The following is a 25,551-nucleotide window of genomic DNA, read 5'->3' on the forward strand; positions in this document are numbered from 1 at the left end:
AGAATGGCGGCCCAAAAACACATAACGGGCCCCTATATCGGCGCCTTCCGGCACGGCGGCCGTCTCCATGAGGCGATGGCCGCCTGGCCGGACGCGCCCTGGCCGTGGCTGGACCTCTCGACCGGCATCAATCCTGATCCGTGGCCGGGGCCGCGCGCGTCGGCCAAGGCGCTGACGCGTCTGCCCGATCCGCGGGACCTAGCACGGCTGGAGGCCGTGGCGGCCAAGGCCTTCGGCGTCGCTGACCCCGCGCGGGTCGTGGCGGTTGCCGGGGCCGAGGCGGGGCTGCGGCTGCTGGTCGGCTTCCTGGGCGGCCAGGCCGCCCTGGTCAGCCCGATCTATGGCGGCCATACCGAGGCCTGGGGCGACCGGGGGATGGCCGTACCGGCGCCGGACCTGGAAGCCGACATCCTGGTGCTGGTCAATCCGAACAATCCCGACGGCCGCCGGATCGAGCGGGACGCGCTCGAGGCTCTGGCCCGGACACGGTCGGCCGCTGGCCGCTGGACCGTCGTCGACGAGTCCTTCGGCGAGGTCGCGCCCGCGCTCAGCGTTGCCGATCTGGAGATCGAGCGGCTGATCGTGCTGCGCTCGTTCGGCAAGTTCTACGGCCTGCCTGGAGCGCGGCTCGGATTTCTAATTCTGAACAAAGACATGGCGGCGAAAGTTCGCCTGATGTTGGGCGACTGGCCGCTGAGCGCCGACGCCCTGGCGCTGGGCCTGGGCGCCTATGCCGACGTGACCTGGCGCGCGGCGACCCAGGCGTCGTTGGCGTCCCAGGCGCAGGCGCTGGACGGACTGCTGGCCGAGGCCGGTCTGACGGTGCTGGGCGGCTGCGATCTCTTCCGCTGGGTCGAGGTCGCCGACGCCCACGACCTGTTCTCACGACTGTGCGCCCGGGGTGTGCTGACGCGGCCGTTCGCGGATCTTCCCAGCCGACTTCGTTTTGGTCTGCCATCTGGTAAGGATTTCAATCGCGTTCGCGAGGCGCTTCAACCATGAGCACCCGTCGCGACATGATTGGCGGAGCGCTGGCGCTGGCCGTGCCGTCCAAGGCTGCGCCGCGCCGGATCGCGTCGTTGAACAACTGTCTGGACGCCATGCTGGTGCACCTGGCCGACCGCGGCCAGATCGCCGCCCTCAGCCACTATGCCCGCGAGCCGCACGGCTCGACCGTCGCCGCCCAGGCCAAGACCTTGCCCTATACCTGGGAAAGCGCCGAGGAGATCATCTCGCTGCGGCCCGACCTGGTGCTGGCCAGTCAGCACTCGGCCCTGGCCACCCGTAACGCCCTCAAGCGCCTGCATGTGCCGGTGCACCGCTTCAAGGTGCCCAAGTCGGTCGCCGAGAGCCTGGCCCAGGTCCGGAAGATCGCCGGCCTGATCGGCCATCCGCAGCGCGGCGAGGTCCTGGTCGCGCGGATCGAGGCGGCGATCGCCGCGTCCGCGCCGCCGGCGGGCGCGCGCCGCTTGCAGGCCCTGATCTACCAGCCCAACGGTTTCGCGGCGGGGCCCGGCACCCTGGTCGACGAGATGATGGACCAGGCCGGCTTCGAGAACGTCGCGCGCCGCTATGGCCTCAAGACCTGGGGCAATGTCGGGCTGGAGCGCCTGCTGGCCGATCCGCCTCAGGTGCTGCTGGTCGGCGAGCCGGCGCCGGGCGCGCGCAGCTGGGCCGACCGGGTCATGACCCATCCGGCGCTGAAGTCGATCTCCAGTCGCATGCGCCTGGTCCGCGTGCCCGAGAAGCTCCTGTACTGCGGCGGCCCTGTCCTGATCGACACAGCCGCCGCCATGGCCCGCGCGCGGGCCCAAGCTCTGAAGGAGGGCGCATGAGGATCAGATCCGCCTGGCTGATCTGCGCGGTGCTGGCGGCCGCGCTGGTCGTGCTGTTCGGCCTCAGCCTGTGCGCCGGCCGCGTCTGGACGCCGTGGAGCGCCTGGACCTCGCACGGCGAAGACCCGCGCTGGGCCATCGTCTTCGGCCTGCGCCTGCCGCGCACCATCCTGGCCATCCTGGTCGGCGGGGCTCTTGGCCTCTCCGGCGCGGCGTTGCAAGGCTACACCCGCAACCCGCTGGCCGATCCGGCGGCCTTGGGCGTCTCGACCTCGGCGGCGCTGGGGGCGGTGCTGACCCTCTATCTGGGCGCGGCCGCCGAGGCGGTGTGGATCCTGCCGGCCGGCGCCATGATCGGCGCGGCGCTGGGCGTGGCCGTGCTGTTGTCCCTGGCCGGGGTGACCTCCAGCATCGTCACCTTCCTGCTGGCCGGCTTTGTCATTCAGACCGTCTGCGGCGCGGCCATCGCCCTGGCCTTGAACCTAGCGCCGAACCCGTGGGCGGTGAACGAGATCCTCAACTGGCTGATGGGCTCGCTGGCCGATCGCAGCGTCGACGAGGTCAAGCTGGCCGCGCCGGGCGTGATCGCTGGCGGCCTGCTGCTGTTGACCCTGGGCCGGTCGCTGGACGCCCTGACCCTGGGCGAGCAGGGCGCCAAGTCGCTGGGCGTGGAGCTGTCGCGCACCCGCCTGCTGATGGCCATCGGCGTCGCCGTCGCGGTCGGCTCCAGCGTGGCGGTGACCGGCGTCATCAGCTTCGTCGGCCTGATCACCCCGCACCTGCTGCGGCCGCTGCTGGGCTCCAAGCCCAGCGCGGTGCTGTGGCCGTCGTTCCTGGGCGGAGCCGTCCTGACCCTGGCCGCCGACATCCTGGTGCGCATGACGCCCGCCGCCAGCGAGATCAAGCTGAGCGTGGCCATGGCCATTTTGGGCGGGCCGTTCTTCCTGTGGATGCTGATCACCATGCGCCGGAGACTGGCATGAACCTTCGGGCCCAGACCATCACGCTGAACTTCGGTGAGCGTCGGGTGCTGGACGGCGTCACCGCCGACTTCGCGCGCGGCCAGGTGATCGCCATCGTCGGGCCCAACGGCGCCGGCAAGTCGACCCTGCTGTCGTGCCTGGCCGGCCTGCGCAAGCCCGACGCCGGGCAGGCGCTGCTGGGCGAGGGCGCCGTCGCCGCCATTCCCGGTCGCCAGCGCGCGCGCCATATCGCTTTTCTGGCGCAAAGCCCTGAAATCGCGTGGGATGTCGATGTTCGCGCATTCATCGGTTTAGGCCGTACGCCGCACCTGGGGGCTTTCGGGCTGAGCGGCGAGGACAAGGTCGTCGTCGAGAACGCCATCGCCAAGGCCCGGCTGGAAGACTTCGCCGACCGAGCCGTCACGCGACTGTCCGGCGGCGAGCGGGCCCGGGCCCTGATCGCCCGCGCCCTGGCCGGCGAGACTGACTGGCTGCTGGCCGACGAGCCGCTGACGGGGCTGGACCCTGCCCACGCCCTGGACGCCCTGTCACTGTTTCGCGGTATGGCCCACGAGGAGGGCCGGGGCGTCATCGTCACCTTGCACGACCTGAACCTGGCCGCCCGCTTCGCCGATCGCGTGCTGGTGCTGAGCGATGGCAAGCTGGTGATCGACGCCGCGCCCGAGACGGCCTTGGCGCCTGATGTCCTGGCAGACGTCTACGGCGTCACGGTCCGGCGCCACGAGGGCGAAGCTGGCCCGCTGATCGAAGTGTTGGGTCGTGTCGGCTAGTCCCTGGCTGGTGCTGGCGGCCGCAGCGCTGGAGGCGGCGTTCGACTATCCCGACGCCCTGCACAGGCGCGTGCCGCATCCGGTCGTCTGGATCGGGACGCTGATCTCGACCCTGGAAGCGCGACTGAACAGGCCGGATTTCAGCGAGGCCCTGCGCCGGGTGCTGGGCGTCCTGACCCTGCTGATCATCGTCGGCGTCAGCGGCCTGGCCGGCTGGCTGATCACGAAGTTCGGCGGGCCTTGGGCCGTGGTCATCGTCGGCGTCGTCGGTCTGGCGCAGCGCAGCCTGTACGATCACGTCCGCGCGGTCGCCAAGCCGCTCCGCGCCGGCGACCTGCAGAGCGCCCGGACGGCCGTCGGCATGATCGTGGGACGTGACACCGCCCGGCTCGACGAGTCCGGTGTCGCCGCCGCCGCCATCGAGAGTCTGGCCGAGAGCTTCTGCGACGGTGTCGTCGCCCCGATCTTCTGGTTCGTGGTCGCCGGGCTGCCGGGCCTGTTCGTCTACAAGGCCGTCAACACCGCCGACAGTTTGATCGGCCACCGCGAGCCACGCTGGCGCAGATTCGGCTGGGCCTCGGCGCGTTTCGACGACCTGCTGAACCTGATCCCGGCGCGGCTGGCCGGCGTGCTGGTCGCCGTGGCCGGGCGCGGCGGCTGGACGGCCATGTGGCGCGACTCCGGCAAGCATTCTTCGCCCAACGCCGGCTGGCCCGAGGCGGCCATGGCTGGGGCGCTGGGCGTCCAGCTGGGCGGGCCGGCCTGGTACGACGGCGAGGTCTCGAACCGTCCGGTGCTGGGCCAGGGCAGGGCGCCCGACGCCGGCGATGTTGCCCGTGCGCTGAAGGTCTATCTGGCGGCCTGCGCGATCCTCTGGTTGATGCTGGCTGCAGGAGGACTGGCATGGCGGCATTGATGATCCAGGGCTGCGGGTCCGACGTCGGCAAGTCGGTGCTGGTCGCGGGCCTGTGCCGCCTCTTCGCCAATCGCGGCCTGACCGTGCGGCCGTTCAAGCCGCAGAACATGTCCAACAACGCCGCCGTGACCGCCGACGGCGGCGAGATCGGCCGCGCCCAGGCGCTGCAAGCGGTCGCCTGCCGCACCCCGCCGACCGTCGACATGAACCCGGTGCTGCTGAAGCCGCAGAGCGATGTCGGCGCCCAACTGGTGGTGCGCGGCCAGATGGCCGGGACGTGGAAGGCCCGCGGCTATCAGGAGCGCAAGGCCGCCCTGCTGGATACGGTGCTGGAGAGCTTCCGCAAGCTCGAGGCCGAAAGCGATCTGGTCATCGTCGAGGGCGCCGGCAGTCCGGCCGAGATCAATCTGCGGGCCGGCGACATCGCCAATATGGGCTTCGCCATCGCCGCCGACGTGCCCGTCGTGCTGGTCGGCGACATCGACCGTGGCCACGTCATCGCCGCCCTGGTCGGCGCCCACGCGGTGCTGGATGACGCCGACCGGGCCATGGTGCGCGGTTTCCTGATCAACAAGTTCCGCGGCGATCCCAGCCTGTTCCAGGACGGCCGGGCCGAGATCGTGCGCCGCACGGGCTGGCCGGACCTGGGGATGGCCCCGTGGCTGGCGGCGGCGCGACGTTTGCCGGCCGAGGACGCCGTAGTGCTGGACCGCGCCGTCGGCGCCGACGGCCGCAAGGTGCGCATCGTCGTGCCGATGCTGTCGCGGATCGCCAATTTCGACGAGTTCGACGCCCTGCGCAGCGAGCCGGACGTGGAGTTCGCCTTCGTGCCGCCGGGCACGCCGCTGCCGGGCGACGCTGATCTCGTCATCCTGCCCGGGACCAAGGCGACCCTGGCGGACCTGGCCTTCTTCCGCGCCCAGGGCTGGGACATCGACCTTGCGGCCCACGTGCGGCGTGGCGGGAGGGTGCTGGGTGTCTGCGGCGGCTATCAGATGCTGGGCAAGCGGCTGTCCGACCTTGATGGCGTCGAGAGCATTCCGGACACGGTGGAAGGGCTGGGCCTGCTGGACGTCGAGACGGTGATGACGGGCGACAAGACCCTGCGGCCCGTGAGCGGTCACCTGGCCGGCGGCGCGCCGTTCGCCGGCTATGAGATGCATGTTGGCCGTACGACCGGCGCCCAGCGACCGATGCTGACGTTCGACGATGGCGTGACGGACGGCGCGGTGTCGGCCGACGGCCGGGTGCGCGGCGCCTATGTCCACGGACTGTTCGACCAGGGGCAGGCCCGCGCGGCGCTGCTGGCCGAGCTGGGCGCGGTGTCGAACGGCGTCGACCAGGACATCCGCATCGACCAGGCGCTGGACGAGATTGCCGCCGTCCTGGAACAAGCCTTCGACATTCCCGCCCTGGCCGCCTTGGCCGGCCTGGAGATCTCGTCATGACCCTGCCGTCCGTCACGCCCGTCGACACCGCCGCTGCGCCAGCCTTGCGCGCCACGATCGACGGCAAGGCCAAGCCGCTGGGGGCGCTGGGGCGGATCGAAACCCTGGCGGTGCACCTGGGCCTGATCGCGGACGGCGCGCAGCCGGCCTACGACAAGGCGCTGCTGCTGGTGTTCGCCGGCGATCACGGCCTGACCGCCGAGGGCGTGTCGGCCTATCCAGCCAGCGTCACCCAGGCCATGGTCGCCACCTTCCTGGCCGGCAAGGCCAGCGCCAACGCCTTCGCCCGCGCGGTCGGAGCCGATCTGAAGGTGGTCGACGCAGGGGTGGACGCCGAGCTGCCGGCCCATCCGGACCTGCTGGACCGCAAGGTGCGTCACGGCACGCGCAACGCCGCCGTCGAACCGGCCCTGACCGCCGACGAAGTGTCGTTGGCTTTGGTGCGCGGGGCGCAGATCGCCGTCGACGCCGCGCGCGAGGGCTATGAGGTGCTGGCCTTGGGCGAAATGGGCATTGGCAACACCGCCTCGGCCGCTTTGATCATGCACCGGTTGGCGGGCGTGCCGCTGGACCAGTGCGTCGGCCTGGGCGCCGGTCACGATGCAGAGGGGCTGGCCCGCAAGAGGGCGGCGATCGAGCGCGCGGCGGCGCGATCGGACGCGACCAAGCCGCGGGAGGTCCTGGCCGAGTTCGGCGGACTGGAGATCGCCATGATCGCTGGTGCGGTGATCGGCGCGGCCTCGGCCCGCATCCCCGTGCTGGTCGACGGCTTCATCGTCTCGGCCGCGGCGCTGGTGGCCATCGAGCTGGTCCCGGAGGTCGCCGACTATTGCGTGTTCTGCCATCGCTCGGCGGAGCAGGGTCACGCCCTGATGCTGCGGATGCTGGAGGTCGAGCCGCTGCTGACCCTGGACCTGCGGCTGGGCGAGGGCACTGGCGCGCTGCTGGCTCTGCCGCTGGTGCGGGCGGCCTCGCGCCTCTTGAGCGACGTCGCCAGCCTGGATGACGTGCTGAGCAGGCGCCTCTAGATGATCGCACGGGTCCGACACGAGCTGCGACTGCTGGTCTGCGCGGTGCAGTTCCTGACTCGCGCCCCAACCCCGGCCCTGGCGCATTTCGAGCCCGACTGGATCACGCGATCCGCGCGCTATTTTCCGCTGGTCGGCCAGATGGTTGGCGCGCTGAGCGCCGGCATTCTGGTCGCCGCCGAGCACGCCTGGAGCGGGCCGGTCGCGGCCCTGCTGGCGATCGGCGTCGGGATCCTGACCACCGGAGCCTTTCACGAGGACGGCCTGGCCGACACCGCCGACGGCCTGGGTGGCGGCCAGACGGCCCAACGCCGGCTGGAGATCATGAAGGACAGCCGCATCGGCACCTATGGCGTCTGCGCCCTGGTCCTGGTGCTGGGCCTGAAGGTGATGGTGCTGGCCCAGACGCCGGCGGTGTCGGCGGCGCTGATGCTGCTGGCCGCCCATGGGGCCGGGCGGGCCGCCGCCGTGGTGGTCATGCGCCTGACGCCCTATGCGCCCAGCGGCGACGCCGGCAAGTGGAAACCGACGCCGCAGGGCGTACGGACGGGCGAGGTGCTGCTGGCTCTGGCTATCGCCGCCTGGCCGCTGTTCCTGATGCCGGGCGAGGCCGTGGCGGCGGGGCTGGCGGGCGGCGCGATCCTGGCGGTCGCCCTGACGCTGACGGCTAAACGCCTGATCGGCGGCCACACGGGCGATGTGCTGGGCGGGGTCGAGCAGGTGTTCGAGGTTGGCTTCCTGCTGGGCGCCGGGGCGCTGCTGTCGTGAGGCTGTTGGTGGCCGCGGGCTCGCACGTGGCGCAGATCTTGGCCCGCGAGCCGGTGGATCACGTGCTGAGCCTGGTGTCGCCGGACGCCGAGCTGGCGCCGATCGCCGCGCCGCGCACGGTGCTGCGCTTCAACGACATCGTTGAACCTCGGCCGGGCCTAGTGGCGCCGGACGCCGAGGTCATCGCGGCCATTCTGGCGCTGAGAGCATGCGGCACGCTGCTGATCCACTGTTTCGCCGGCGTCAGCCGCTCGACGGCGGCGGCCTATGCCCTGGCCTGCGCCCACCGGCCGGCGGGCGAGGAGGCGGCCTTGGCGGCCTTCCTGCGCCAGGCCTGTCCAGAAGCGACGCCGAACGCCCTGATGGTGAGCCTGGCGGACGACAGCCTGCGCCGAGGCGGGGCCATGCGCCGGGCCATCGCGGACCTGGGTCGCGGCGCTGACGCGTTCGAAGGCTCGCCGATCGACTGGCGGCTGGACTAGGGCTGGCCCAGGGCGCCGGGCAGCTCGATCCGCACCAGCTTCCACTTGAAGAAGCCCTGGCGCTCCAGGATCAGGCGGAAGTCGCTGTCTTCCGGCTTGCCGGGCTCGTGATAGCTGACCCGGAAGTGGTTCAGGCCCTGATAGGCGTAGCGGGTCTCCATCTTGGTCTTGTCCGGCGCGGGTGGGGCCGGCGCAGCCGTCTCAGGCCTGGCGGTTTGGGGCCCGGGCGGCGGGGCCGTCGTCGAGATCTCCTTGGGCGGCCGGGACTCGGCCACCATCGCGGCGATGGCGTCGGGCGTGGCGTATGCGTCCACGGCCTTGTCGACCACGCCAACCATCAGCATCTGGCCCAGGGCCGCGAACGGGTTGTCGCGCAGCGCAGGATCCTGGGCGAACGACCGGGTCATCACCGCCTTCAGCTGGATCTTCAGGCTCTCGCGCACGGCGGGGAAGTCGACCCGCTGGGCCAGCTCGTCGCGATTCCCGGCCTTGGCCGCGTCGGTCAGGCCTTTCAACGCCAGAATCGGTGAGGCGAAATAGACGACGGCCAGCACAAGCGCGGCTGCAACGCCGGCGCCGATCAGCAAACGGTTCGAACGAGTCATCGGATCCTCCAGCTGGAATAGGGGCAGAGGCGGGACGGGGCGGTCAACCGACGACCGAGCGCCGGTGGCGCGTGTTCAGGCTGAAAAAGCGCTCTTGGTATAGTCCAGGGCGGATTTCGACGTGCGGCCGGCTATCGCGCTTTCTAGGGATATGGCCATTTTGCCAGCCCCTGGATGCGATTTGATCGCTCTGAAGCGAATTCCTGCATTGGACAAGGAACTGTCACGGAGGTGTCGCCACAAGCTGCTTAAAGCCGTCTGGTCCATACCAGTTGGGACCAGGGGGAGCTCTCTCATGTCGAAACAACATCCCGTTCGGGGCATGCGCCCGAACCACAAGAACATTCTGCTGGCCACCGTCTCGGTGATGGTCGCCGGCGCCTCGTCGTCCGCGCTGGCCCAGCAGGCCTCCAGCGACGCCGTCGACGAGATCGTCGTCACCGGCTTTCGCAAGTCGCTGAGCGACGCCCGCGCCCTCAAGCGCGACTCGGTGATCCTGAAGGATGCCATCGTCGCCGAGGACATGGCCAAGTTCCCGGAACTGAACTTGGCCGAATCGCTGCAGCGCCTGCCGGGCGTGCAGATCAATCGTGAAGCCGGCGAAGGTCGCCGGATCTCGTTGCGCGGCCTGGGCCCCGACTTCGCCCGCGTGCAGCTGAACGGCATGGAAGTGCTGGGCAACGTCGACTCGGCGCAGGACAGCCGCGGCCAACGCTCGCGCGACCGCGCCTTCGACTTCAACATTTTCGCCTCGGAACTGTTCTCGAAGGTCGAGGTCGAGAAGACCTTCCAGGCGGCCCAGAACGAAGGCGGCATGGCCGGCACGGTCGGCCTGTTCACCGGCAAGCCGTTCGACTACGCCCCGGGTTCGAAGGGCGCGGTCTCGGTCAAGCTGGGCACCAACCAGTACACCAAGGACGCGCAGCCGCGCGTCGCCGCCCTGTTCAGCCACAACTGGGACAACACCTTCGGTGCGCTGGTCTCGGTCGCCTACGGCAAGCGCGAGACGACCGAGCAGGGGCGCAACACCTACAACTACGCCAAGCCCAGCGCCGACACGATGAAGTCGCTGGTCGCCAAGGGCCTGGATATCTCCAAGCTGAGCGCCGCCCAGCAGGCCAAGCTGCAATCGGGTGACCTGTACTTCGCCGACGGCAACCGTGTCTCGTCGTGGAACGCCAAGATGGAGCGCCTGGGCGTGACCACCGCCCTGCAGTGGCAGCCGACGGACAAGCTGCTGTTCACGCTGGACGCCCTGCACGGCCGCTTCACCACCCGCCGCAACGAGCTGCACCTGGCCACGCGTCCGCTGTCGTCGTCGGGCTCGATCGCGTTCGACACCGCCGCCGGCGGCGTCTGGCCGGCGATGTTCCAGAAGGCCTCGACGATCAACAACATCGCTTGGGACGCCAACAACTACGTCACCATGACCGATGTCACGGGCGCGACGTTCGGCAGCGAGAACCGTCGCTCGCTGAACAAGAACCGCTTCAACCAGCTGGCCCTGACCGGCAAGTGGGACGCCACCGACCGCCTGTCGTTCGACGGCCATGTCGGCTACGAGAAGTCGACCTACAAGACGCCCTACGACGACAAGCTGTACATGCGCGCCAAGGGCAACCTGGTCGCCAACTATGGCAGCGACGGCCGCTCGGTGTCGTTCGACTATCCGAACTCGGACATGACCAACCCCGCCAACTACGCGATGGACTCGTTCTACTATCGCGCCTTCAACAACGAGTCCGAGCTGAAGGAAGGCGTGCTGAACGCGCGCTACGAGCTGAACGACGTCTTCACCCTGCGCGCGGGCGTGGCCTATCACCGCTTCAGCCAGAACGGCATCGACAAGTTCTATGACGACAACGTCAACGGCACCCGCTCGAAGATGCGCGGCACGGCCGCCGGCGACGTGACGTCGGTGTTCAAGAACAACTTCGGCTCGTGGCTGATCGGCGACTACGACAAGGCTTTCGCGAAGTACAAGGAATACCACCGCATGGAGCCCAATACCGACGGCACTGGCGGCGCGATCCAGGACATCGAGAACGTCTACACGACCACCGAAGAGACCATCTCGGAATACGTCCAGGCCGACTGGGACACCCAGCTGTTCGGCAAGCGCTTCCGCGGCAATATCGGTCTGCGCGGCTATCAGACCGACACCCACAGCACCGGCTGGATCCAGGGCGACAGCTACGCCTATCTGGGCACCACCGACGTGAAGGGCAGCTATTCGGGCGTCCTGCCGGCCATGAACTCGGTGCTGGAGCTGACGCCGGAAGTGCTGGTGCGCTTCTCGGCCACCCAGAACCTGAACCGTCCGGGCATGGGCTCGATGGCGGCCGAAGGCAGCGCGGCCTACGAGCTGAACGCCGATGGCACGTTCGGCAAGATCACCGCCTCGCGCGGCAACCCGAACCTGAAGCCCTACAAGGACACGACGCTCGACCTGTCGCTGGAATACTACTTCGGCCGTGTCGGTCTGGTCTCGGCCAGCGTGTTCCGCAAGAACATCACGAACTTCATCGGTTCGCTGATGCTGGAGAACGTGCCCTTCAGCCAGACGGGTGTGCCGCACACCACGGTTCCGGGCGCGACGGCCAATACGATCGTCACGGAATTCTCGATGCCGATCAATGTGGACGGCACCAAGAAGCTGACCGGCGTCGAGCTGGCCGTGCAGACCGAGTTCTCGTTCCTGCCCGCGCCGTTCGACAAGATGGGCATGACCGCCAACTACACCTATGTCGACGCGGACGAGGCGTTCACCGGCATCTCGAAGAGCAGCTACAACGCCACGCTCTACTACGAGACCGACACCTGGGGCGTGCGCGGCTCGATGAGCCATCGCGACCGCTGGTACACGGGCCGCAACGACTCCGTGATGAGCGCCAGCACCCGCGGCTTCGAAGCCTCGACCTATGTCGACGCCTCGGCCTTCTACAACATCACCGAGAAGCTGCAGGCCTCGATCAACGCGATCAACCTGACCAACCAGAAGGACACCCAGTTCTGGGGTCAGAACCGCTATCTGTATAACCAGAACCAGAGCGGCACGACCTACATGATGGGTCTCAGCTACAAGTTCTAAAGACGACCAGGATCAGGCGCTCCTCCCTTGCGGAGGGGCGCCTTTTCCGAGCGCCTGGATCCTCATGATCGTTTCCCACGACCACCGCTTCATCTTCGCCGCGGTGCCCAAGACCGGCACCCATTCGGTGCGCCAGGCCCTGCGCGAGCATCTGAGCGCGCACGACGTCGAGCAGGTGGGACTGTTCGTCAACAAGCGCTTCCCCTGGGAAGACTTGGCGGCGATCCGCCATGGCCACCTGGCTCTGCGTCAGGTGCGACCGCATCTCGGCGAAGACGCCTTCGCCGCCTATTTCAAGTTCGCCTTCGTGCGCAATCCGTTCGACCGCTTCGTCTCGTACTGCGCCTTTATGCTGCGCGGCGGCGACGTCTTCGAGCGCCAGCCGCGCGAGGCGATGCACCACTTCCTGTTCGTCGAGCCGCCCGAACAGCACATCCTGTTCCAGTCCCAGGCCTCGCTGCTGGTCGACGATGACGGCGTGACCGTGCTGGCCGACGCGGTCGGTCGCGTGGAAGACATGCAAGCCTCGTATGACGCGATCTGCCAGAGGATCGGCATCGCGCCGCGCCCCCTGGATCGCGTCAACGGCAGCCAGCACGCCGACTATCGTCGGTACTACGACCAGGCCCTGATCGATGGCGTCGCCAGGCGCTACGCCCAGGACCTGGAGCTGTTCGGCTACACCTTCGAAGGCCAGACATGAGCGCCCCCGCGGCCAATCCCAGGAAGACGACGAGCGTGCGCCCGCTGGGCGCCGTCGACATCGAGGCCCTGCGCGCTGCAGTGCTGGCCACGCCCGAGGCCGTCTGGGCGGCGGAGAACGCCAGCAAGCCCAATCGCTTCGAGGCCTTGGGCGCGACGCGCCATATCGTCTTCCGATTTATCGACAGCCCCCGTGATTGGCGTGGCTCGCACGATCGCCCGGCCTGGCCGGCGTGGCGCGACCTGCTGACCCCAGTGCTGGACGCCGCCGTGCGCGACTACGGCTATGCGCGCGGCGTCTTTCCGCGCGTCATGCTGGCGCGAATGCCGCCGGGCGGGGTGATCCATCCCCACATCGACGCCAATCCGGCCGCCAAGTGGCCGCACAAGATCCATGTGCCGCTGACCACCAATCCCGGCGTGGTGTCGTTCTTCGGCGGCGAGGAGCGCAGCTTCTCGGTCGGCGAGGCGGTCGAGGTCGACAATCTGGGTCCGCACTGGGTGCGCAATGACGGCCAGACCGACCGCATCCACCTGATCTTCGAATATTACGACGCCGACCAGCCCGACCCCATGTGGCTGGCGCCGTTCCTGGCGGCCGCGCGATGAGCGACCGCGAAGCCTCATTGCGGCAGGCGCAGGATCTGCGCGCCGCCCAGCGCCCGACCGACGCCCTGGCCGTGCTGGCGCAGCTGGAGCTGGACCATCCGCGCTTCAGCCGCCTGCACCAGGAGCGCGGCCATTGTCACATCCTGCTGGGCGATGGTCCCGCGGCCCTGGCGGCGCTGCACGAGGCCGTACGGCTGAACCCGACGCTGCCGGCCAGCTGGGACATGCTGGCGCAGCTCTATCGGATGCTGGGGGACGTCGCCCAGGCGGACGCCGCCGCCCGGCATCTGGCGACGCTGCAGGCGCTGCCGCCGCAGATCGTGGTGGCCAGCAGCCTGTTGGCCGACGGCGACCTGGAGCCGGCCGAGGACATCGTTCGGGACTATCTGGACGAGGAGGATGGCAATGTCGGCGCTCTGCGGCTACTGGCCCGGATCCGGGGGGAGCAGGGTGCGCTGGACGAGGCTGAGGCCTTGCTGGAAGCCGTGCTGGACCGGGCGCCGGACTACCACGCCGCCCGCTTCGACTACGGCATGATGTTGCTGCAGCGGCAAAAGCCCGTGCAGGCCCGCCGGCAGGCCGAGTTGCTGTTGCAGCACGCGCCCGGCAACCGCGACTACCTCAAGCAATATGGCGCGGCCTGTGTCGCCCTGGGCGACCACGAACCGGTCATCGATCTCTACGAGACCCTGCTGGCCCATCAGCAGCAGTCGGGCGAGGAAGTCGCCGACCTGCGCCTGTGGCGGGCCAACGCGCTGAAGATCGTCGGTCGACAGGCCGAGGCCATCGCCGACTACCGCGCCTCGCTGGCTGCGCGGCCGGACAATGGCGTGGCCTGGTTCAGCCTGGCCAATCTGAAGACCTATCGTTTCACCGACGACGACCTGACCCGTCTGCGCGCCTCCCAGGACCTTCCGGACCTGCAGCCCATGGACCGCGTCTACCTGGCCTTCGCCCTGGGCAAGGCGCTGGAGGATCTGGGCGACTATGAGGCTTCGTGGACCCAGTATTCGCGCGGCAATGCGGTGCGGCGCAACCTGGGCCGCTGGCGTCCCGAGGTCGCCGAGGCCTGCGCCGAGCGGCTGAAGTCGGTCTTCACAGCCGAGGTGTTTGCTCAGCGCGCGGGCTGGGGCGCGGGCGATCCCGACCCGATCTTCATCCTGGGCCTGCCACGCTCGGGCTCAACCCTGTTCGAGCAGATCCTGGCCTCGCACGCCAATGTCGAGGGCACCCAGGAGCTGACCGAGATCGGTCGCTACGCCGTCGAGCTGTGCGGCCGCGATCCCGACTGCGGCCTGCCGCTGGAGCCGGAGGCCCTGCTGCGCCTGACGGCGGCGGAGGCCCGGGCCCTGGGCGAGCGTTTTCTGGCCGAGACGAGGGTCCATCGCCGGATGGGCCGCCCGTTCTTCATCGACAAGATGCCCAACAACTTCTGGCACATCGGCCTGATCCACCTGATCCTGCCGCGCGCCACGATCATCGACGTGCGGCGCGAGCCGATGGCTTGCGGCTTCTCCAACCTCAAGCAGCTGTTCGGCACGACCAATCAGGAATTCGCCTATGGCGAGGGTGACATCGCTCGTTACTACCGCACCTATCTGGACCTGATGGCGCACTGGGAGAGGGTGCTGCCCGAGCGGGTTCTGCGGGTCCACTACGAGGACGTGATCGAGGACCTGGAAGGCGGGGTGGGGCGGCTTCTTGCGCATTGCCGTCTGCGGTTCGATCCGGCCTGTCTCAGCTTCCACGAGACCCAGCGCAGCGTGCGCACCCCCAGCTCCGAGCAGGTGCGCCGGCCGCTGGGCCGCGAGGGGCTGACGCAATGGACACACTACGCAGCGCAGCTGGAGCCGCTGCGCGCGGCGCTAGGCGACGCTGTGACCCGCTACAGGGACTGACTGATGCGACTGTCGCGCCCGTTCTTCCAGCTGCCCGTGCTGTTCGACATCGCCCGCCTGCAGGCCGAGGTCGCCGCCTTGCCGCACGAAGCCTGGGTGGCCCATCCCGACCAGGTGACCGGCAACAGCGCCGCGCGGCTGATCAGCGCGGGCGGCGGCGAGACGGATAGCGTCCACGGTCAGATGCTTCCCACCCGCTGGCTGCAGGCCATGCCGTATCTGCAGCAGGTGCTGGCCAGTTTCGGCGTGGTCTGGAGCCGATCGCGGCTGATGCGCCTGGCGCCGGGCGCCGATGTGCCCGAGCACGCCGACATCAACTACCACTGGCACACGCGGGTGCGTCTGCACATTCCGGTCTTCACGCAAGCCTCGGTGCGCTTCCATTGCGATGGCGAGAGCGTGCACATGGCCGCAGGCGAGGCCTGGATCTTCGACAACTGGCGTCGGCACCATGTCGAGAACCGCGCCGACGCCGACCGCATCCACCTGGTGGCCGACACCACCGGCACGGCCGCGTTCTGGCGGATGGCCTGCGGACCGCAGCCGCCGCGCGAGCAGTGGCCGATGGTGGGCTGGGAGCCGAGTGAGCAGCCGGACCTGCTGACCGAGGACGATCAGCGCTCGCCGATCATGCCCGCCGCCGAGGTGCAGTGGCTGGTCGACGATCTGCGGGCGGACCTGATGCCGGCCGTCGACACGCCCGAGGCCCGCAGCCGCGCCGCGCGGCTGGATAAGGTGCTGGAGAGCTTCACGTTCGACTGGCGGCAGCTGTGCGCCCTGCATGGGGTGGACGGGCGAGGGCGCGATGACTTCTTGAGGCTGGGGCGGACGGCGCACCAGATCGCCGGCCCGCTGGCCGAGGGCCTGGTCATGCGGGCCAATGACGCCAGCGCCCTGCACGTGCTGGAAAAGCGGGTGCTGCAGCATCTGGTCGTCGACGATGCGCCGAAGGCCAAGGGGCCGCTGGACCGTCCGGTGTTCATCATCGCCGCGCCGCGATCGGGCAGCACGCTATTGTTCGAAACCCTGGCCGCCACGCCGGGCTTCAACAGTCTGGGCGGCGAGGCCCACTGGCTGGTCGAGGATCATGCGGCGCTGAGGCCCGGCGCGCCGGGCGTGGACTCCAACCGGCTGACCGCCGTCGACGCCACGGCGGGGCTGGCCGTCGCGATCCGGCAGGTCGTGGCCGACAGGCTGGAAGGGCCGCAGGGCAGGGCGCCGACCGAGGGCGCGCCGCTGCTGGAGAAGACGCCCAAGAACGCCCTGCGCATCCCGTTCCTGAAGGCGGTGTTCCCCAATGCGCGGTTCATCTTCCTGTGGCGCGACCCGCGCGAGAACTTGGGCAGTATCATCGACGCCTGGCAGGCGGGCGGCTGGGTGACCTATCGCGGCCTGCCGGGCTGGGACGGGCCGTGGTCGCTGCTGCTGCCTTCGGGCTGGCAGGCCCTGGCGGGCGCGCCGCTGGAGGCCGTGGCCGCCTGGCAATGGCGCAGCGCCAACCAGACCGCGCTGGAGGACCTGCAGCAGCTCCCGGCCGAGGACTGGACCAGCGTGGCCTATCACGAGTTCCTGGCCGATCCGGAAGGCGTGACCCGCCGGCTGTGCGCCTTCGCCGACGTGGCGTTCGACGAGGCGCTTCAGGCGCGGACCGCCGGCCAGCTGCCGCTGTCGCGCCATACCCACACCGCGCCCGCCCCGGACAAGTGGCGCCGGCACGAGGACGCCATTCTTCGCGCGCTGCCGGGCCTCGAGGCCTGCTGGCAGCGCCTGCGTGCGCTAGGCTGACCCCATGGACCGTTCTTTCGATCTCGCCATCGTCGGCGCCGGCATTGTCGGCCTGGCCCACGCCTTGGCCGCCGCGCGGCGCGGCCTTCGCGTCGTCGTCGTCGATCGTGACGCCCAGGCCAACGGCGCCTCGGTGCGCAATTTCGGCTTCGTCACCGTCACCGGCCAGGAGCGCGGCGCGGTCTGGCGGCGCGCCCGGCGCTCGGCGGAGGTATGGGCCGAGGTCGCGGGCCCGGCCGGGATCGAGGTGCTGCAACGCGGCCTGACCATGGTCGCGCGTCGTCCCGAGGCCCGGGCGGTGCTGGAGGCTTTCCTGGAAACCGAAATGGCCGACGGCTGCGCCTGGCGCGACGCCCGCGACCTCGACGACCGGCTGCCAGCGCGCGGCGACGTGCTGGGCGCTCTGACCAGCACGGCCGACCTGCGCGTGGAATCCCGCACCGCCATCCCGAGGCTGGCCGCCTGGCTGGAGGCGGCCCATGGCGTCACCTTCCTGCGCGGCGCGGCCGTGCGCAGCGTCGAGACCGGACGGCTGGAGACCTCGGCCGGCGCCATCCAGGCCGACGCGATCATCGTCTGTCCGGGCGATGACCTGATCACCCTGTTCCCCGGCAGCTTCGCCAAGGGGGGCGTGACCCGTTGCAAGCTGCAGATGCTGCGGTTGGCCGATCCGGGCTGGCGCATCCCGGCGCCGGTGATGTCGGATCTGGGGCTGGTCCGCTACGAGGGCTATGCCGACCTGCCGCAGGCCGCCGCCGTGCGGGCGCGATTGGAGATCGAACAGGCCCAGCACCTGACCCATGGCGTCCACCTGATCGTCGCCCAGAGCGCCGACGGCTCGCTGGTGGTCGGCGACAGTCACCACTACGCCGCCACGCCCGATCCGTTTAGCCGCGAGGATGTCGACGCCCTGATCCTGGACGAGTTCGCCCAGGTCTTCGGCCAGGCCCCGCCGCCGGTGGTCGAGCGCTGGACCGGCACCTACGCCTCGGCCCCTGGCCACAGCCTGGTTGAGACGCCGCTGCCGGGCGTGCGCCTGGTCGTGGTCACCGGCGGCACCGGCGCCTCGACCGCCTTCGGCCTGGCCGAAGAAGTGCTCACTGATCTCTATGGAGCCGTCGCATGACCCAGAGCCCTATCCAGGCCGTCGTCTTCGACTGGGCCGGCACCATGATCGACTTCGGCTGTCGTGCGCCGGTCGTCGCCTTGCGCGCGGCGTTCGCCGAGGCGGGCGTCGAGATCACCGAAGCCGAGGCTCGGGCCGACATGGGCAAGGCCAAGCGCGACCACGTGCGGGCCCTGCTGACCATGCCGCGCATCGCGGCCCTGTGGGACAGAACTCCGACCGAGGCGGATGTCGACCGCCTGCACGACGCCGTCGAGCCCAGGATGCGCGCTGCGGCCCGCGACTGCGCGGCGCTGATCCCCGGTGCGGCCGCCCTGGCTGCCGACCTGCGGGCGCAGCGCGTGAAGATCGGCTCCACCACCGGCTACACCCGGCCGATGATGGCCGACATCCTGCCGCTGGCGGCTGAGCAGGGCTATGCGCCCGACGCCGTGGTCTGCGCTGGCGAAACCGCCCAGGGGCGTCCGTCGCCGCTGATGATGTGGAAGGCCCTGGTCGAACTGGGCGCCTGGCCGGCCCGCGCCTGCGTCAAGGTCGACGACGCCGTGGTCGGCATCAGCGAGGGGCTGGAGGTCGGGGGCTGGACTGTCGGCCTGTCGGCGTCCGGCAATGGCGTGGGCCTGTCGCTGGAGGCGCTGGACGCCCTGCCGGCCGCCGAGCGCGCTGCGCGGATCGAGACCGCCGCCCAGGCCCTGCGCGCGGCCGGGGCACACTATGTGGTCGAGAGCGTCGCCGATCTCGGCCCGGTGCTGGCCGAGATCGAAACGCAGATCGAGCGCGGCGAGCGCCCTGGCTAGAGCCGGCCGGCGCCGGTGATCAGCTGGCCCATCAGGTCGTGATAGGCCTCGAAGCCGGCCACCTCGGCGTCCGGAGCCTTGCCGGCCTCGTCGAAGGCCCGCAGGCGCAGGGCGTCTTCCAGCCAGGGCTCGGCCAGGAAGGTTTCGATCTCGTCGGGGCTCATCGGGCCGCCTTGCAGGGCCAGGCTCTGCACCGAGGCGGGGCTGAGGCGCTCGAGATAGGCCGGATCCACCGCCACGCGATAGCGCTTGGCCGCCACGTGCAGGCGGATCGGTTCGGTGACTTCGGGGCCGAAGGCGCGCGCCAGGTAGCCGGCGCTGATGTGCTCGTGGCGGGTGTCGATGCCGCGATCGGCGGCGTCTTCGCCGGTCTTCTGCATCAGATGGCCGACGTCGTGCAGCAAGGCGGCGGCGACCAGCGAGGGCGGCGCGCCGTCCTGCTTGGCGTGGTGGGCCGTCTGTATGGCGTGTTCCAGCTGGGAGACGTTCTCGCCGTAGTGGAGGCTGCCCAGGCGGGCGTAGATGTCGGCGAGTTCGGCCACGAAAGCATCGGCCGCGGTGCGGGAAGTCATCGAATATCCTGAGTTGAAAGCTAGAGACGCATGCGCCCGATGCCGGGATCGGTGCGGCTGGCGCGGCCGGTTTCCACGTGTCCGGCCAGGCGCTGGGTGAACGACGGATCGTCGGCCAGGGTCAGGGTCAGGTCGTACCAGTGGTCGCTGCCGGACAGGTCCCAGATCGAACGGACAACGCCCCGGGACTTCAGCGTGAAGACCTGACGCGCCTCGCCCTCGGTCAGGGGATAGGCGCCATCCATTTGGGCCGTCACCAGGCCGGTGCGACGGCTGGCCAGGCTGACCACCAGGCGCGAGCGGGCGTCGGCGGCGACCGTGACCAGCGGCTGGACCTTGGAGACGTCGCCGGCGAAGCGGCGATGGAAGCCGTTGGGACCCTGCACCGTCAGGTCGTAGGCGGAGAGGCCCGCCTTGTTCCAATGCCCGGCGGCGTACTTCTCGCCGGCCCCCAGGGTGAAGCGCCACGGACCGTCGCGGTCGGTGTTGTCGAACACCTGGAACACCGCGCCCGCGCGGCCGGCGTTGACCAGGTCGATCCACAGCGCGCCGTCCTTGACGCGGGCGTCGGCCGACAGGGCGTAGGGCAGGGGGCGTGCACCCCGCTGCGGGCCCTCCTGGGCGGACGGGGCCTGGCTGGCCGGGATCCGCAAGCTGGGCGCGGCCTTGGAGCGGGCGACGCGCTGCATGTAGTCGGCGGTGGCCGGCAGGGTCAGGGCCGACCAATCCCGATTGGGCGTGGCGAAATCGAAGGCCGAGGTCAGGTCGCCGCAAACCGCGCGGCGCCAGTCGCTGATGTTCTCCTCGCGTACGCCGAAGCGCTTCTCCAGGAACTTCAGCGTCGAGGTGTGGTCGAACACTTCCGAGCACACGAAGCCGCCGCGGCTCCAGGGCGAGACGATGATCGCCGGCACCCGGATGCCCAGGCCTAGCGGATGGGCGCCCTTGTTGGCGTGCTCGCCGCCCTGGCCGTAGTCCTTGATCTCTCCGGTCACAGGCACCGAGCTCCAGCCCTGCTGCGGCGTCAGGGGCGGCATCGGCGGCTGCATGTGGTCGTAGAAGCCGCCCGCCTCGTCATAGTTGACGATGAAGACGGTCTTGGCGAACACCTCAGGATGGTCGACCAGCGCCTTGATCAGCTCGGCGCAGACATGCTCGCCCTTCGACGGTTCGGCCGAGGGGTGTTCGGACAGGTCCTCGGCGGTGACGATCCACGACACCTGCGGCAGGCGGTCGGCGGCGACGTCGGCGCGGAAGGCCTCGACCAGCTGCTGGCCATCGGCCCGGGTGCGGTCGGCGCCGGTCTTGTGCTCCGACACCCACGAGCGGCCGCGCTGGTACAGCGGCGAGTCCTTGTCGCAAGGGCGGAAGGTCTTGAACACCGACAGGATGTTGTCGCCGTAGTTGTCGTGCTCCTGGTAGACCTTCCAGCTGATCCCGGCGTCCTGCAGGCGCTCGGCGTAGGTCGTCCAGTCATGCGGGCCGTTGGCCATGACCTTGTCGTCGGCCATGTCGGCGCTGGGCGTTTCGTCCTCGCCGTAGTTGCTCATCTCCGGGTCGCCGCCGACCCTGCCGCCGCCGTTGCAGCCCGTCCACAGGTGCAGGCGGTTGGGATAGGTCTGGGTCAGGGTCGAGCAGTGGTAGGCGTCGCAGACCGTGAAGGCGCTGGCCAGGGCGTGGTAGAACGGCAGGTCGCTGGCCTTGTAGTAGACCATCCGCTTGTGCAGCTCGCCGGTCTGACCCCACTGGTCGTAGCGGCCGCCGTTGACGATGGTGATCGCCGCCTGGTGGCCCTGGTCCGAGCCGTCGACGGTGTAGGCGTTGGTGGCCGAGGCGTCGCCGTGGAACGGCATGACGAAGCCGTCGGGGTGTTCCTGGCTGGGCTGGCGCCACACCGAGCCGCCGCCGGGCAGGCGCTGCGGACGCGGATCGCCCAGGCCGCGCACCCCGTTCAGCGCGCCGAAATAGTGATCGAACGCCCGGTTTTCCTGCATGAAGATCACGACGTGCTCGACGTCCATGATCGTGCCGGTGCGGTGGCGCGCGGGAATGGCCATGGCCCGCGTCACGGTGGATGGCAGCAGGCCGACAGCCGCGCCGGCCAGGGCGGCGGAGCGCAGGAATGCGCGGCGGTCGGTCGTCATGGTCACCTCCGGTCCAGTTGTTTGGTATAGACCAGAACGGCGAGCGGTTCGGCGAAACTTTCGTGACGGCTTGGCCGGGATGAGGTGGCCCCGCCCCGGGCCTGATCAGTTCCTTGACCCTGAGAAAACGCCCTCCCATCCTCGCGCGAAGGCGGGATTCGACCGCTGGCCAGGTCCCCCATGCAGCAACCCGACAGTCTCCAGTATCTGAGCGTGCGTGACGACATCGCCGCCAGCATCGCCAATGGCGACCTCAAGCCGGGCGAGCGCCTGCCGTCCGAGCGCCAACTGCAGGTCGGGGGCGGGGTGGCGCGCGGCACGGTCCGCGAGGCGCTGTTCCAGCTGGAGGTCGAGGGGGTCATCTACCGCAAGGACCGCAGCGGCTGGTACGTCTCGCCGCCGCCGGTCGTCTACGACCCGACCCGCTGGGAAGGCTTCATGTCCTATGTCGAGGCGCAGGGCCGTCGGCCGGCGACCGAGACCTTGAGCAAGACCGAGATCGTCTGCGACGCCATGATGGCGCAGATCTTTTCGCGTCCGATCGGCGCGCCGCTGTACTGGATCCGCCGTCGGCGCTCGATCGACGACCGGGCGGTGCTGATCGAGAGCATCGTCGTTGACGCCTCCTTGGCGCCGGGTCTGATCGATCACGACCTGGACGGCTCGCTGACCAGCGTCCTGAAAACCGACTACGGCATCAGCGTGGCTCGCAACAAGGTCGACATGCGGCCCTGCGCGCTGCTGGGGCAGGAGGCCGAGGACCTGCGGATCAAGTCGGGCCTGCCAGGGCTGAGCGTCGAGCGAACCTGCTACAACGCGCAGGGCAGGGTGGTCGAGTTCGACCGCGAGTACTGGCGCCATGACTCCCTGAAAGTCAGCGTCGACATCCGTGTTCGCTAAGGTCATTTCCGTCTGTAGGCGGACGGCTTTGAGGCTCTGTCGCGGCCGTCATCGAAACGCCATGCGTTTGGTATAGTCCAAAACGCCTCAAGAAGAGGCGTTTCCCATGGCTGCAGGTCCTCGACACTGGCTGGAGCGGGCCAATCCGCTGGTCTTCACCCTGTTCGCGGGCCTGGCGGGCTTCTGCGCCTATTTCTCGATGTACGCCTTCCGCAAGCCGTTCGCCGCGGCGACCTTCGGAGAGGTCGAAGGCTGGAGCTTCGCCGTCGATTACAAGATCGCGCTCGTGCTGGCCCAGGTGGCCGGCTACGCCATTTCCAAGCTGATCGGGGTCAAGGTGATCTCCGAGGTCGCGCCGCGTCACCGCGGGGCGGCGATCCTGGGCCTGATTGGCGTCTCGTGGCTGGCGCTGCTGGCCTTCGCGGTCACGCCCGCGCCCTGGAACATCGCGGCCCTGTTCCTGAACGGCCTGCCGCTGGGCATGATTTGGGGCCTGGTGTTCGGCTTCATGGAAGGCCGCCGCACCTCCGAAGTGCTGGGCGCGATCCTGTGCGCCAGCTTCATCCTGTCGTCGGGCGTGGTGAAGTCGGTGGGCAAGTGGCTGATGGTCGACCTGAACGTCTCGCCGTTCTGGATGCCGGCCGCGACCGGGGCGATCTTCATGCCGTTGCTGGCCGTCTCGGTCTGGGCGTTGATGCAGATGCCGCCGCCCAGCGCCGCCGACGAGGCCGCCCGGGTGCGTCGCGAGCCGATGGACGCCGCTCAGCGCCGCGCCTTCCTGGCCGCCTATGCGCCGGGGATCGTGCTGCTGGTTCTTTCGTACATTCTGCTGACGGCCCTGCGCGACTTCCGGGACAACTTCGCCGCCGAGATCTGGGCGGCCCTGGGCTTTGGCGAGGCGTCGGACGTCTTCACCGCCAGCGAACTGCCGGTCGCGGTGCTGTCTCTCGCGGTGATGGGCGCGGTGATGATGGTGCGCGACAACCTGCGGGCCCTGCTGGTCATGCACGGCGTCATCCTGGCGGGCTTCGCGATGCTGGGCCTGTCGACCCTGGCGTTCCAGGCCCATCTGGTGGGGCCGCTCAGTTGGATGATCCTGACCGGGGCAGGGCTCTACATGGCCTACACGCCCTACAACGCTATGCTGTTCGACCGGATGATCGCCTTCAGCGGCCGGGTCGGGACAGCGGGCTTCCTGATCTATGTCGCCGACGCCTCGGGCTATCTGGGCAGCGTGGCGCTGCTGGTCTGGCGCAACTTCGCCATGGTCAGCCTGGACTGGCTGAACTTCTTCGTCGCCAGCGCCTACGCCACCAGCATCGTCGGCGCGGCCTGCGCGCTGCTGTCGGGCGTCTATTTCCTGCGCCGCCGCCGCACGCGGGAGGCGCGCGTCGCCGGCTCGGCCGAGGTCCAGGACGCCCTGGCCTGAGCAGGAAGGGCAGGGCGGGTTTTCCACCGCGCTGTTGCAAATCCTTCGTCTAACGCCCCTAAAGCCCGGCACTCGCGCGTCGCCCTTCCGGCGTCACAGGAGTCGAAGCCGATGCCCAGCCCGCAAGCTTGCCGTTCCAGATCCGGCAGGGCGTTCCTGGCCGTGGCGATCGTCTTCAGCGTCGCGCAGCCGGCCTTGGCCGCCGCCAAGTCGAACTACACCAGCAAGACGCCGTATGCCCCGGCCCAGGACATGGCGACCTATCAGCGTCCGCCGAAGGGTTTCACGCCGGTCTTCACCCAGCACGTCGCCCGCCATGGTTCGCGCGGGCTCTCCAGCCGCAAGTACGATGACCTGACGCTGCAGATCTGGACGGCGGCGAAAGAGCAGGGCGCCTTGACCCCGCTGGGCCAGCAGCTGGGGCCGCACGCCCAGGCGATCATGGCCGCCAATGAGGCTCTGGGTTACGGCAACCTGACCGCGCGCGGCGTGCGTGAGCACCAGGAAACCGCCGCGCGGCTGCACAAGCGCCTGCCGGCGCTGTTCCTGCAGATCAAGGCGCGATCCGAACGGATCGAGATCCTGTCGTCGGGCAAGACCCGGGCGACCGACAGCGGCCTGAACTTCGCCGAAGGCCTGGTCGCGGCCGATCCCAGCCTGAAGCCGCTGATCGATGCGCCGCGCGTCGACGCCGACCAGCTCTATTTCCATGCCTCGGCGGCCAATGCCGACTACCAGGCCTATGAGGAAAACGATCCGCAGCTGCTGGCGGCGATGAAGCAGATCCATGATCTGCCGCGCACCAAGATCCTCGCGCGACACATGCTGGAAGGCCTGTTCAGCAAGGCGTTCGTCGACCAGCTGGCGGGCGGCGAGCTGCGCTTCGTCGACAAGGAAGACGGCGACGCCGTGGTGGCCAACGAGGTCGAGGCGGCCCTGGCGATCTACAATCTTCTGCTGATCGGTCCGGCGATGAACGACGCCGCCGACTGGCGTCCTGAGCGCTTCATTCCGGCGGAGGATGGCGACTGGCTGGCTTATCTGACCGACGCCGAGGACTTCTACGCCAAGGGGCCGGGGTTCGCGGGCCGCGACGTGACCTACCGCATGGCCGGGGTCCTGCTGGACGACGTCTTCGCCCGCATCGACGCCCGGATCGCCGGAAGGGGGCCTGGAGCGGTGTTCCGCTTCGCCCATGCCGAGGAAATCATTCCGCTGGCGGCGCTGATGCAGCTGCCCGGCAGCACTCAGCAAGCCGCCGCGAACACGCTGTACACCTATCAGAACAATCCGTGGCGCGGCGCGCGGGTCAGCCCGATGGCGGCGAACGTCCAGTGGGACCTTTATCGCAACGGCGATCGGTACCTGGTGCGGATGTTCTACAACGAGGCCGAGACGCCGTTCAAAGCCGACTGCCGTCCGGTGGCGTCGGGGAGCCTGTTCTACACGGTCGACGAATTGAAGCGGTGCTTCGCGCGGCCGGGTCGCTGAGAACGCGATAGCGCTGAAAAGAGCGCCAGGCGGGCGCAATCCGCCTGGCGTTTCTTTGTGGGTTCTAACTGAAGTGCGACGAAGGGCCTGGGCAGGATGACGGGGAGGGGACCTCCTGTCACGTCAGGGTTTCAGGGCCTTGGCAGTCGGGCGACGGGCGGGCGCGGAGCCA

22 protein-coding genes are annotated in these 25,551 nt (G+C 69.3%); 19 read left to right on the forward strand and 3 right to left on the reverse strand.

Annotated features, from left to right (window positions below; all coding sequences use genetic code 11):
* Positions 1-3: 3 nt before the first annotated feature.
* From ABDW31_RS15230 to ABDW31_RS15270, 9 genes are read left to right on the forward strand one after another with little or no spacing between them, the layout of a single operon-like run.
* On the forward strand, positions 4-1,002 hold the full coding sequence (locus ABDW31_RS15230; protein WP_184719587.1) for a threonine-phosphate decarboxylase: 999 nt from the start codon (positions 4-6) through the stop codon (positions 1,000-1,002).
* Entirely contained in the window at positions 999-1,835 is an 837-nt protein-coding gene (locus ABDW31_RS15235) for an ABC transporter substrate-binding protein (RefSeq protein WP_184719585.1), read from the forward strand. The genes ABDW31_RS15230 and ABDW31_RS15235 overlap by 4 nt, the downstream gene beginning before the upstream one ends.
* On the forward strand, positions 1,832-2,818 hold the full coding sequence (locus ABDW31_RS15240) for an iron ABC transporter permease (protein WP_184719583.1): 987 nt from the start codon (positions 1,832-1,834) through the stop codon (positions 2,816-2,818). The genes ABDW31_RS15235 and ABDW31_RS15240 overlap by 4 nt, the downstream gene beginning before the upstream one ends.
* On the forward strand, positions 2,815-3,588 hold the full coding sequence (locus ABDW31_RS15245) for an ABC transporter ATP-binding protein (protein ID WP_184719581.1): 774 nt from the start codon (positions 2,815-2,817) through the stop codon (positions 3,586-3,588). Before ABDW31_RS15240 ends, ABDW31_RS15245 begins: the two co-directional genes overlap by 4 nt.
* Entirely contained in the window at positions 3,578-4,504 is a 927-nt protein-coding gene (cbiB, locus tag ABDW31_RS15250; protein WP_343699080.1) for an adenosylcobinamide-phosphate synthase CbiB, read from the forward strand. The genes ABDW31_RS15245 and cbiB overlap by 11 nt, the downstream gene beginning before the upstream one ends.
* Entirely contained in the window at positions 4,492-5,952 is a 1,461-nt protein-coding gene (locus ABDW31_RS15255) for a cobyric acid synthase (RefSeq protein WP_184719577.1), read from the forward strand. Before cbiB ends, ABDW31_RS15255 begins: the two co-directional genes overlap by 13 nt.
* A complete protein-coding gene (cobT, locus tag ABDW31_RS15260; protein WP_184719574.1) occupies positions 5,949-6,980 on the forward strand; it encodes a nicotinate-nucleotide--dimethylbenzimidazole phosphoribosyltransferase in 1,032 nt (343 codons plus the stop codon). Before ABDW31_RS15255 ends, cobT begins: the two co-directional genes overlap by 4 nt.
* Positions 6,981-7,748 (forward strand): adenosylcobinamide-GDP ribazoletransferase, encoded by a 768-nt coding sequence (gene cobS / locus ABDW31_RS15265; RefSeq protein ID WP_221444676.1) that lies wholly within the window; start codon positions 6,981-6,983, stop codon positions 7,746-7,748.
* Complete coding sequence (locus ABDW31_RS15270; RefSeq protein WP_343699081.1) at positions 7,745-8,230, forward strand: protein tyrosine phosphatase; 486 nt, start codon at positions 7,745-7,747, stop codon at positions 8,228-8,230. Before cobS ends, ABDW31_RS15270 begins: the two co-directional genes overlap by 4 nt.
* On the opposite strand, the gene ABDW31_RS15275 is transcribed toward ABDW31_RS15270, so the two are convergent.
* Complete coding sequence (locus ABDW31_RS15275; protein WP_184719572.1) at positions 8,227-8,835, reverse strand: DUF2939 domain-containing protein; 609 nt, start codon at positions 8,833-8,835, stop codon at positions 8,227-8,229. The two genes, ABDW31_RS15270 and ABDW31_RS15275, sit on opposite strands and share 4 nt — an antisense overlap.
* Positions 8,836-9,130: 295 nt before the next feature.
* Here ABDW31_RS15275 and ABDW31_RS15280 point away from each other — a divergent pair, with 295 nt between their 5' ends.
* The 7 genes from ABDW31_RS15280 to phnX all read left to right on the forward strand — a co-directional run bounded on the left by ABDW31_RS15280 (position 9,131) and on the right by phnX (position 18,843).
* Positions 9,131-11,926 carry a TonB-dependent receptor gene (locus ABDW31_RS15280; protein WP_343699082.1) on the forward strand — a complete coding sequence of 932 codons (2,796 nt, stop codon included), beginning with the start codon at positions 9,131-9,133 and terminating at the stop codon, positions 11,924-11,926.
* Positions 11,927-11,990: 64 nt separating this feature from the next.
* Positions 11,991-12,629: a sulfotransferase family 2 domain-containing protein gene (locus tag ABDW31_RS15285; protein WP_184719568.1), complete on the forward strand. Its 639-nt coding sequence runs from the start codon at positions 11,991-11,993 to the stop codon at positions 12,627-12,629.
* Complete coding sequence (locus ABDW31_RS15290) at positions 12,626-13,237, forward strand: aspartyl/asparaginyl beta-hydroxylase domain-containing protein (protein ID WP_184719566.1); 612 nt, start codon at positions 12,626-12,628, stop codon at positions 13,235-13,237. Before ABDW31_RS15285 ends, ABDW31_RS15290 begins: the two co-directional genes overlap by 4 nt.
* Positions 13,234-15,135 carry a sulfotransferase gene (locus tag ABDW31_RS15295; protein WP_184719564.1) on the forward strand — a complete coding sequence of 634 codons (1,902 nt, stop codon included), beginning with the start codon at positions 13,234-13,236 and terminating at the stop codon, positions 15,133-15,135. The genes ABDW31_RS15290 and ABDW31_RS15295 overlap by 4 nt, the downstream gene beginning before the upstream one ends.
* 3 nt (positions 15,136-15,138) lie before the next feature.
* The gene (locus tag ABDW31_RS15300; RefSeq protein ID WP_184719562.1) at positions 15,139-16,920 is read left to right on the forward strand and encodes a sulfotransferase; all 1,782 of its coding nucleotides are present in this window, start codon (positions 15,139-15,141) and stop codon (positions 16,918-16,920) included.
* 4 nt (positions 16,921-16,924) lie between these two features.
* Entirely contained in the window at positions 16,925-18,046 is a 1,122-nt protein-coding gene (locus ABDW31_RS15305; protein WP_184719560.1) for a TIGR03364 family FAD-dependent oxidoreductase, read from the forward strand.
* Positions 18,043-18,843 carry a phosphonoacetaldehyde hydrolase gene (gene phnX, locus ABDW31_RS15310; protein ID WP_184719558.1) on the forward strand — a complete coding sequence of 267 codons (801 nt, stop codon included), beginning with the start codon at positions 18,043-18,045 and terminating at the stop codon, positions 18,841-18,843. The genes ABDW31_RS15305 and phnX overlap by 4 nt, the downstream gene beginning before the upstream one ends.
* Here the strand turns inward: phnX and ABDW31_RS15315 are convergent.
* Both ABDW31_RS15315 and ABDW31_RS15320 read right to left on the reverse strand, forming a co-directional pair.
* On the reverse strand, positions 18,840-19,415 hold the full coding sequence (locus ABDW31_RS15315; protein ID WP_184719556.1) for an HD domain-containing protein: 576 nt from the start codon (positions 19,413-19,415) through the stop codon (positions 18,840-18,842). The genes phnX and ABDW31_RS15315 overlap by 4 nt on opposite strands.
* Positions 19,416-19,435: 20 nt before the next feature.
* Positions 19,436-21,559, reverse strand: a complete 2,124-nt coding sequence (locus tag ABDW31_RS15320) for a phospholipase C, phosphocholine-specific (RefSeq protein WP_184719554.1) — start codon at positions 21,557-21,559, stop codon at positions 19,436-19,438.
* A gap of 180 nt (positions 21,560-21,739) precedes the next feature.
* On the opposite strand from ABDW31_RS15320, the gene ABDW31_RS15325 reads away from it, so the two are divergent.
* The 3 genes from ABDW31_RS15325 (at position 21,740) to ABDW31_RS15335 (ending at position 25,379) form a co-directional block, all read left to right on the forward strand.
* Entirely contained in the window at positions 21,740-22,459 is a 720-nt protein-coding gene (locus ABDW31_RS15325) for a UTRA domain-containing protein (protein WP_184719552.1), read from the forward strand.
* 106 nt (positions 22,460-22,565) lie between these two features.
* A complete protein-coding gene (locus ABDW31_RS15330) occupies positions 22,566-23,888 on the forward strand; it encodes a DUF5690 family protein (protein WP_184719550.1) in 1,323 nt (440 codons plus the stop codon).
* Positions 23,889-23,999: 111 nt separating this feature from the next.
* On the forward strand, positions 24,000-25,379 hold the full coding sequence (locus ABDW31_RS15335) for a histidine-type phosphatase (protein WP_184719548.1): 1,380 nt from the start codon (positions 24,000-24,002) through the stop codon (positions 25,377-25,379).
* Positions 25,380-25,551: the final 172 nt, after the last annotated feature.

The sequence above is a fragment of the Caulobacter sp. genome (genome assembly GCF_039596335.1).
Taxonomy (GTDB): Bacteria; Pseudomonadota; Alphaproteobacteria; order Caulobacterales; family Caulobacteraceae; genus Caulobacter.

Excerpts from the sequence above, each read along its gene's own strand:
- ABDW31_RS15230 (WP_184719587.1), top strand. The coding sequence starts at position 4 with ATGGCGGCCCAAAAACACATAACGGGCCCCTATATCGGCGCCTTCCGG.
- ABDW31_RS15235 (WP_184719585.1), top strand. The coding sequence starts at position 999 with ATGAGCACCCGTCGCGACATGATTGGCGGAGCGCTGGCGCTGGCCGTG.
- ABDW31_RS15240 (WP_184719583.1), top strand. The coding sequence starts at position 1,832 with ATGAGGATCAGATCCGCCTGGCTGATCTGCGCGGTGCTGGCGGCCGCG.
- ABDW31_RS15245 (WP_184719581.1), top strand. The coding sequence starts at position 2,815 with ATGAACCTTCGGGCCCAGACCATCACGCTGAACTTCGGTGAGCGTCGG.
- ABDW31_RS15255 (WP_184719577.1), top strand. The coding sequence starts at position 4,492 with ATGGCGGCATTGATGATCCAGGGCTGCGGGTCCGACGTCGGCAAGTCG.
- cobT (WP_184719574.1), top strand. The coding sequence starts at position 5,949 with ATGACCCTGCCGTCCGTCACGCCCGTCGACACCGCCGCTGCGCCAGCC.
- cobS (WP_221444676.1), top strand. The coding sequence starts at position 6,981 with ATGATCGCACGGGTCCGACACGAGCTGCGACTGCTGGTCTGCGCGGTG.
- ABDW31_RS15275 (WP_184719572.1), bottom strand. The coding sequence starts at position 8,835 with ATGACTCGTTCGAACCGTTTGCTGATCGGCGCCGGCGTTGCAGCCGCG.
- ABDW31_RS15280 (WP_343699082.1), top strand. The coding sequence starts at position 9,131 with ATGTCGAAACAACATCCCGTTCGGGGCATGCGCCCGAACCACAAGAAC.
- ABDW31_RS15285 (WP_184719568.1), top strand. The coding sequence starts at position 11,991 with ATGATCGTTTCCCACGACCACCGCTTCATCTTCGCCGCGGTGCCCAAG.
- ABDW31_RS15290 (WP_184719566.1), top strand. The coding sequence starts at position 12,626 with ATGAGCGCCCCCGCGGCCAATCCCAGGAAGACGACGAGCGTGCGCCCG.
- ABDW31_RS15295 (WP_184719564.1), top strand. The coding sequence starts at position 13,234 with ATGAGCGACCGCGAAGCCTCATTGCGGCAGGCGCAGGATCTGCGCGCC.
- ABDW31_RS15300 (WP_184719562.1), top strand. The coding sequence starts at position 15,139 with ATGCGACTGTCGCGCCCGTTCTTCCAGCTGCCCGTGCTGTTCGACATC.
- ABDW31_RS15305 (WP_184719560.1), top strand. The coding sequence starts at position 16,925 with ATGGACCGTTCTTTCGATCTCGCCATCGTCGGCGCCGGCATTGTCGGC.
- phnX (WP_184719558.1), top strand. The coding sequence starts at position 18,043 with ATGACCCAGAGCCCTATCCAGGCCGTCGTCTTCGACTGGGCCGGCACC.
- ABDW31_RS15315 (WP_184719556.1), bottom strand. The coding sequence starts at position 19,415 with ATGACTTCCCGCACCGCGGCCGATGCTTTCGTGGCCGAACTCGCCGAC.
- ABDW31_RS15320 (WP_184719554.1), bottom strand. The coding sequence starts at position 21,559 with ATGACGACCGACCGCCGCGCATTCCTGCGCTCCGCCGCCCTGGCCGGC.
- ABDW31_RS15325 (WP_184719552.1), top strand. The coding sequence starts at position 21,740 with ATGCAGCAACCCGACAGTCTCCAGTATCTGAGCGTGCGTGACGACATC.
- ABDW31_RS15330 (WP_184719550.1), top strand. The coding sequence starts at position 22,566 with ATGGCTGCAGGTCCTCGACACTGGCTGGAGCGGGCCAATCCGCTGGTC.
- ABDW31_RS15335 (WP_184719548.1), top strand. The coding sequence starts at position 24,000 with ATGCCCAGCCCGCAAGCTTGCCGTTCCAGATCCGGCAGGGCGTTCCTG.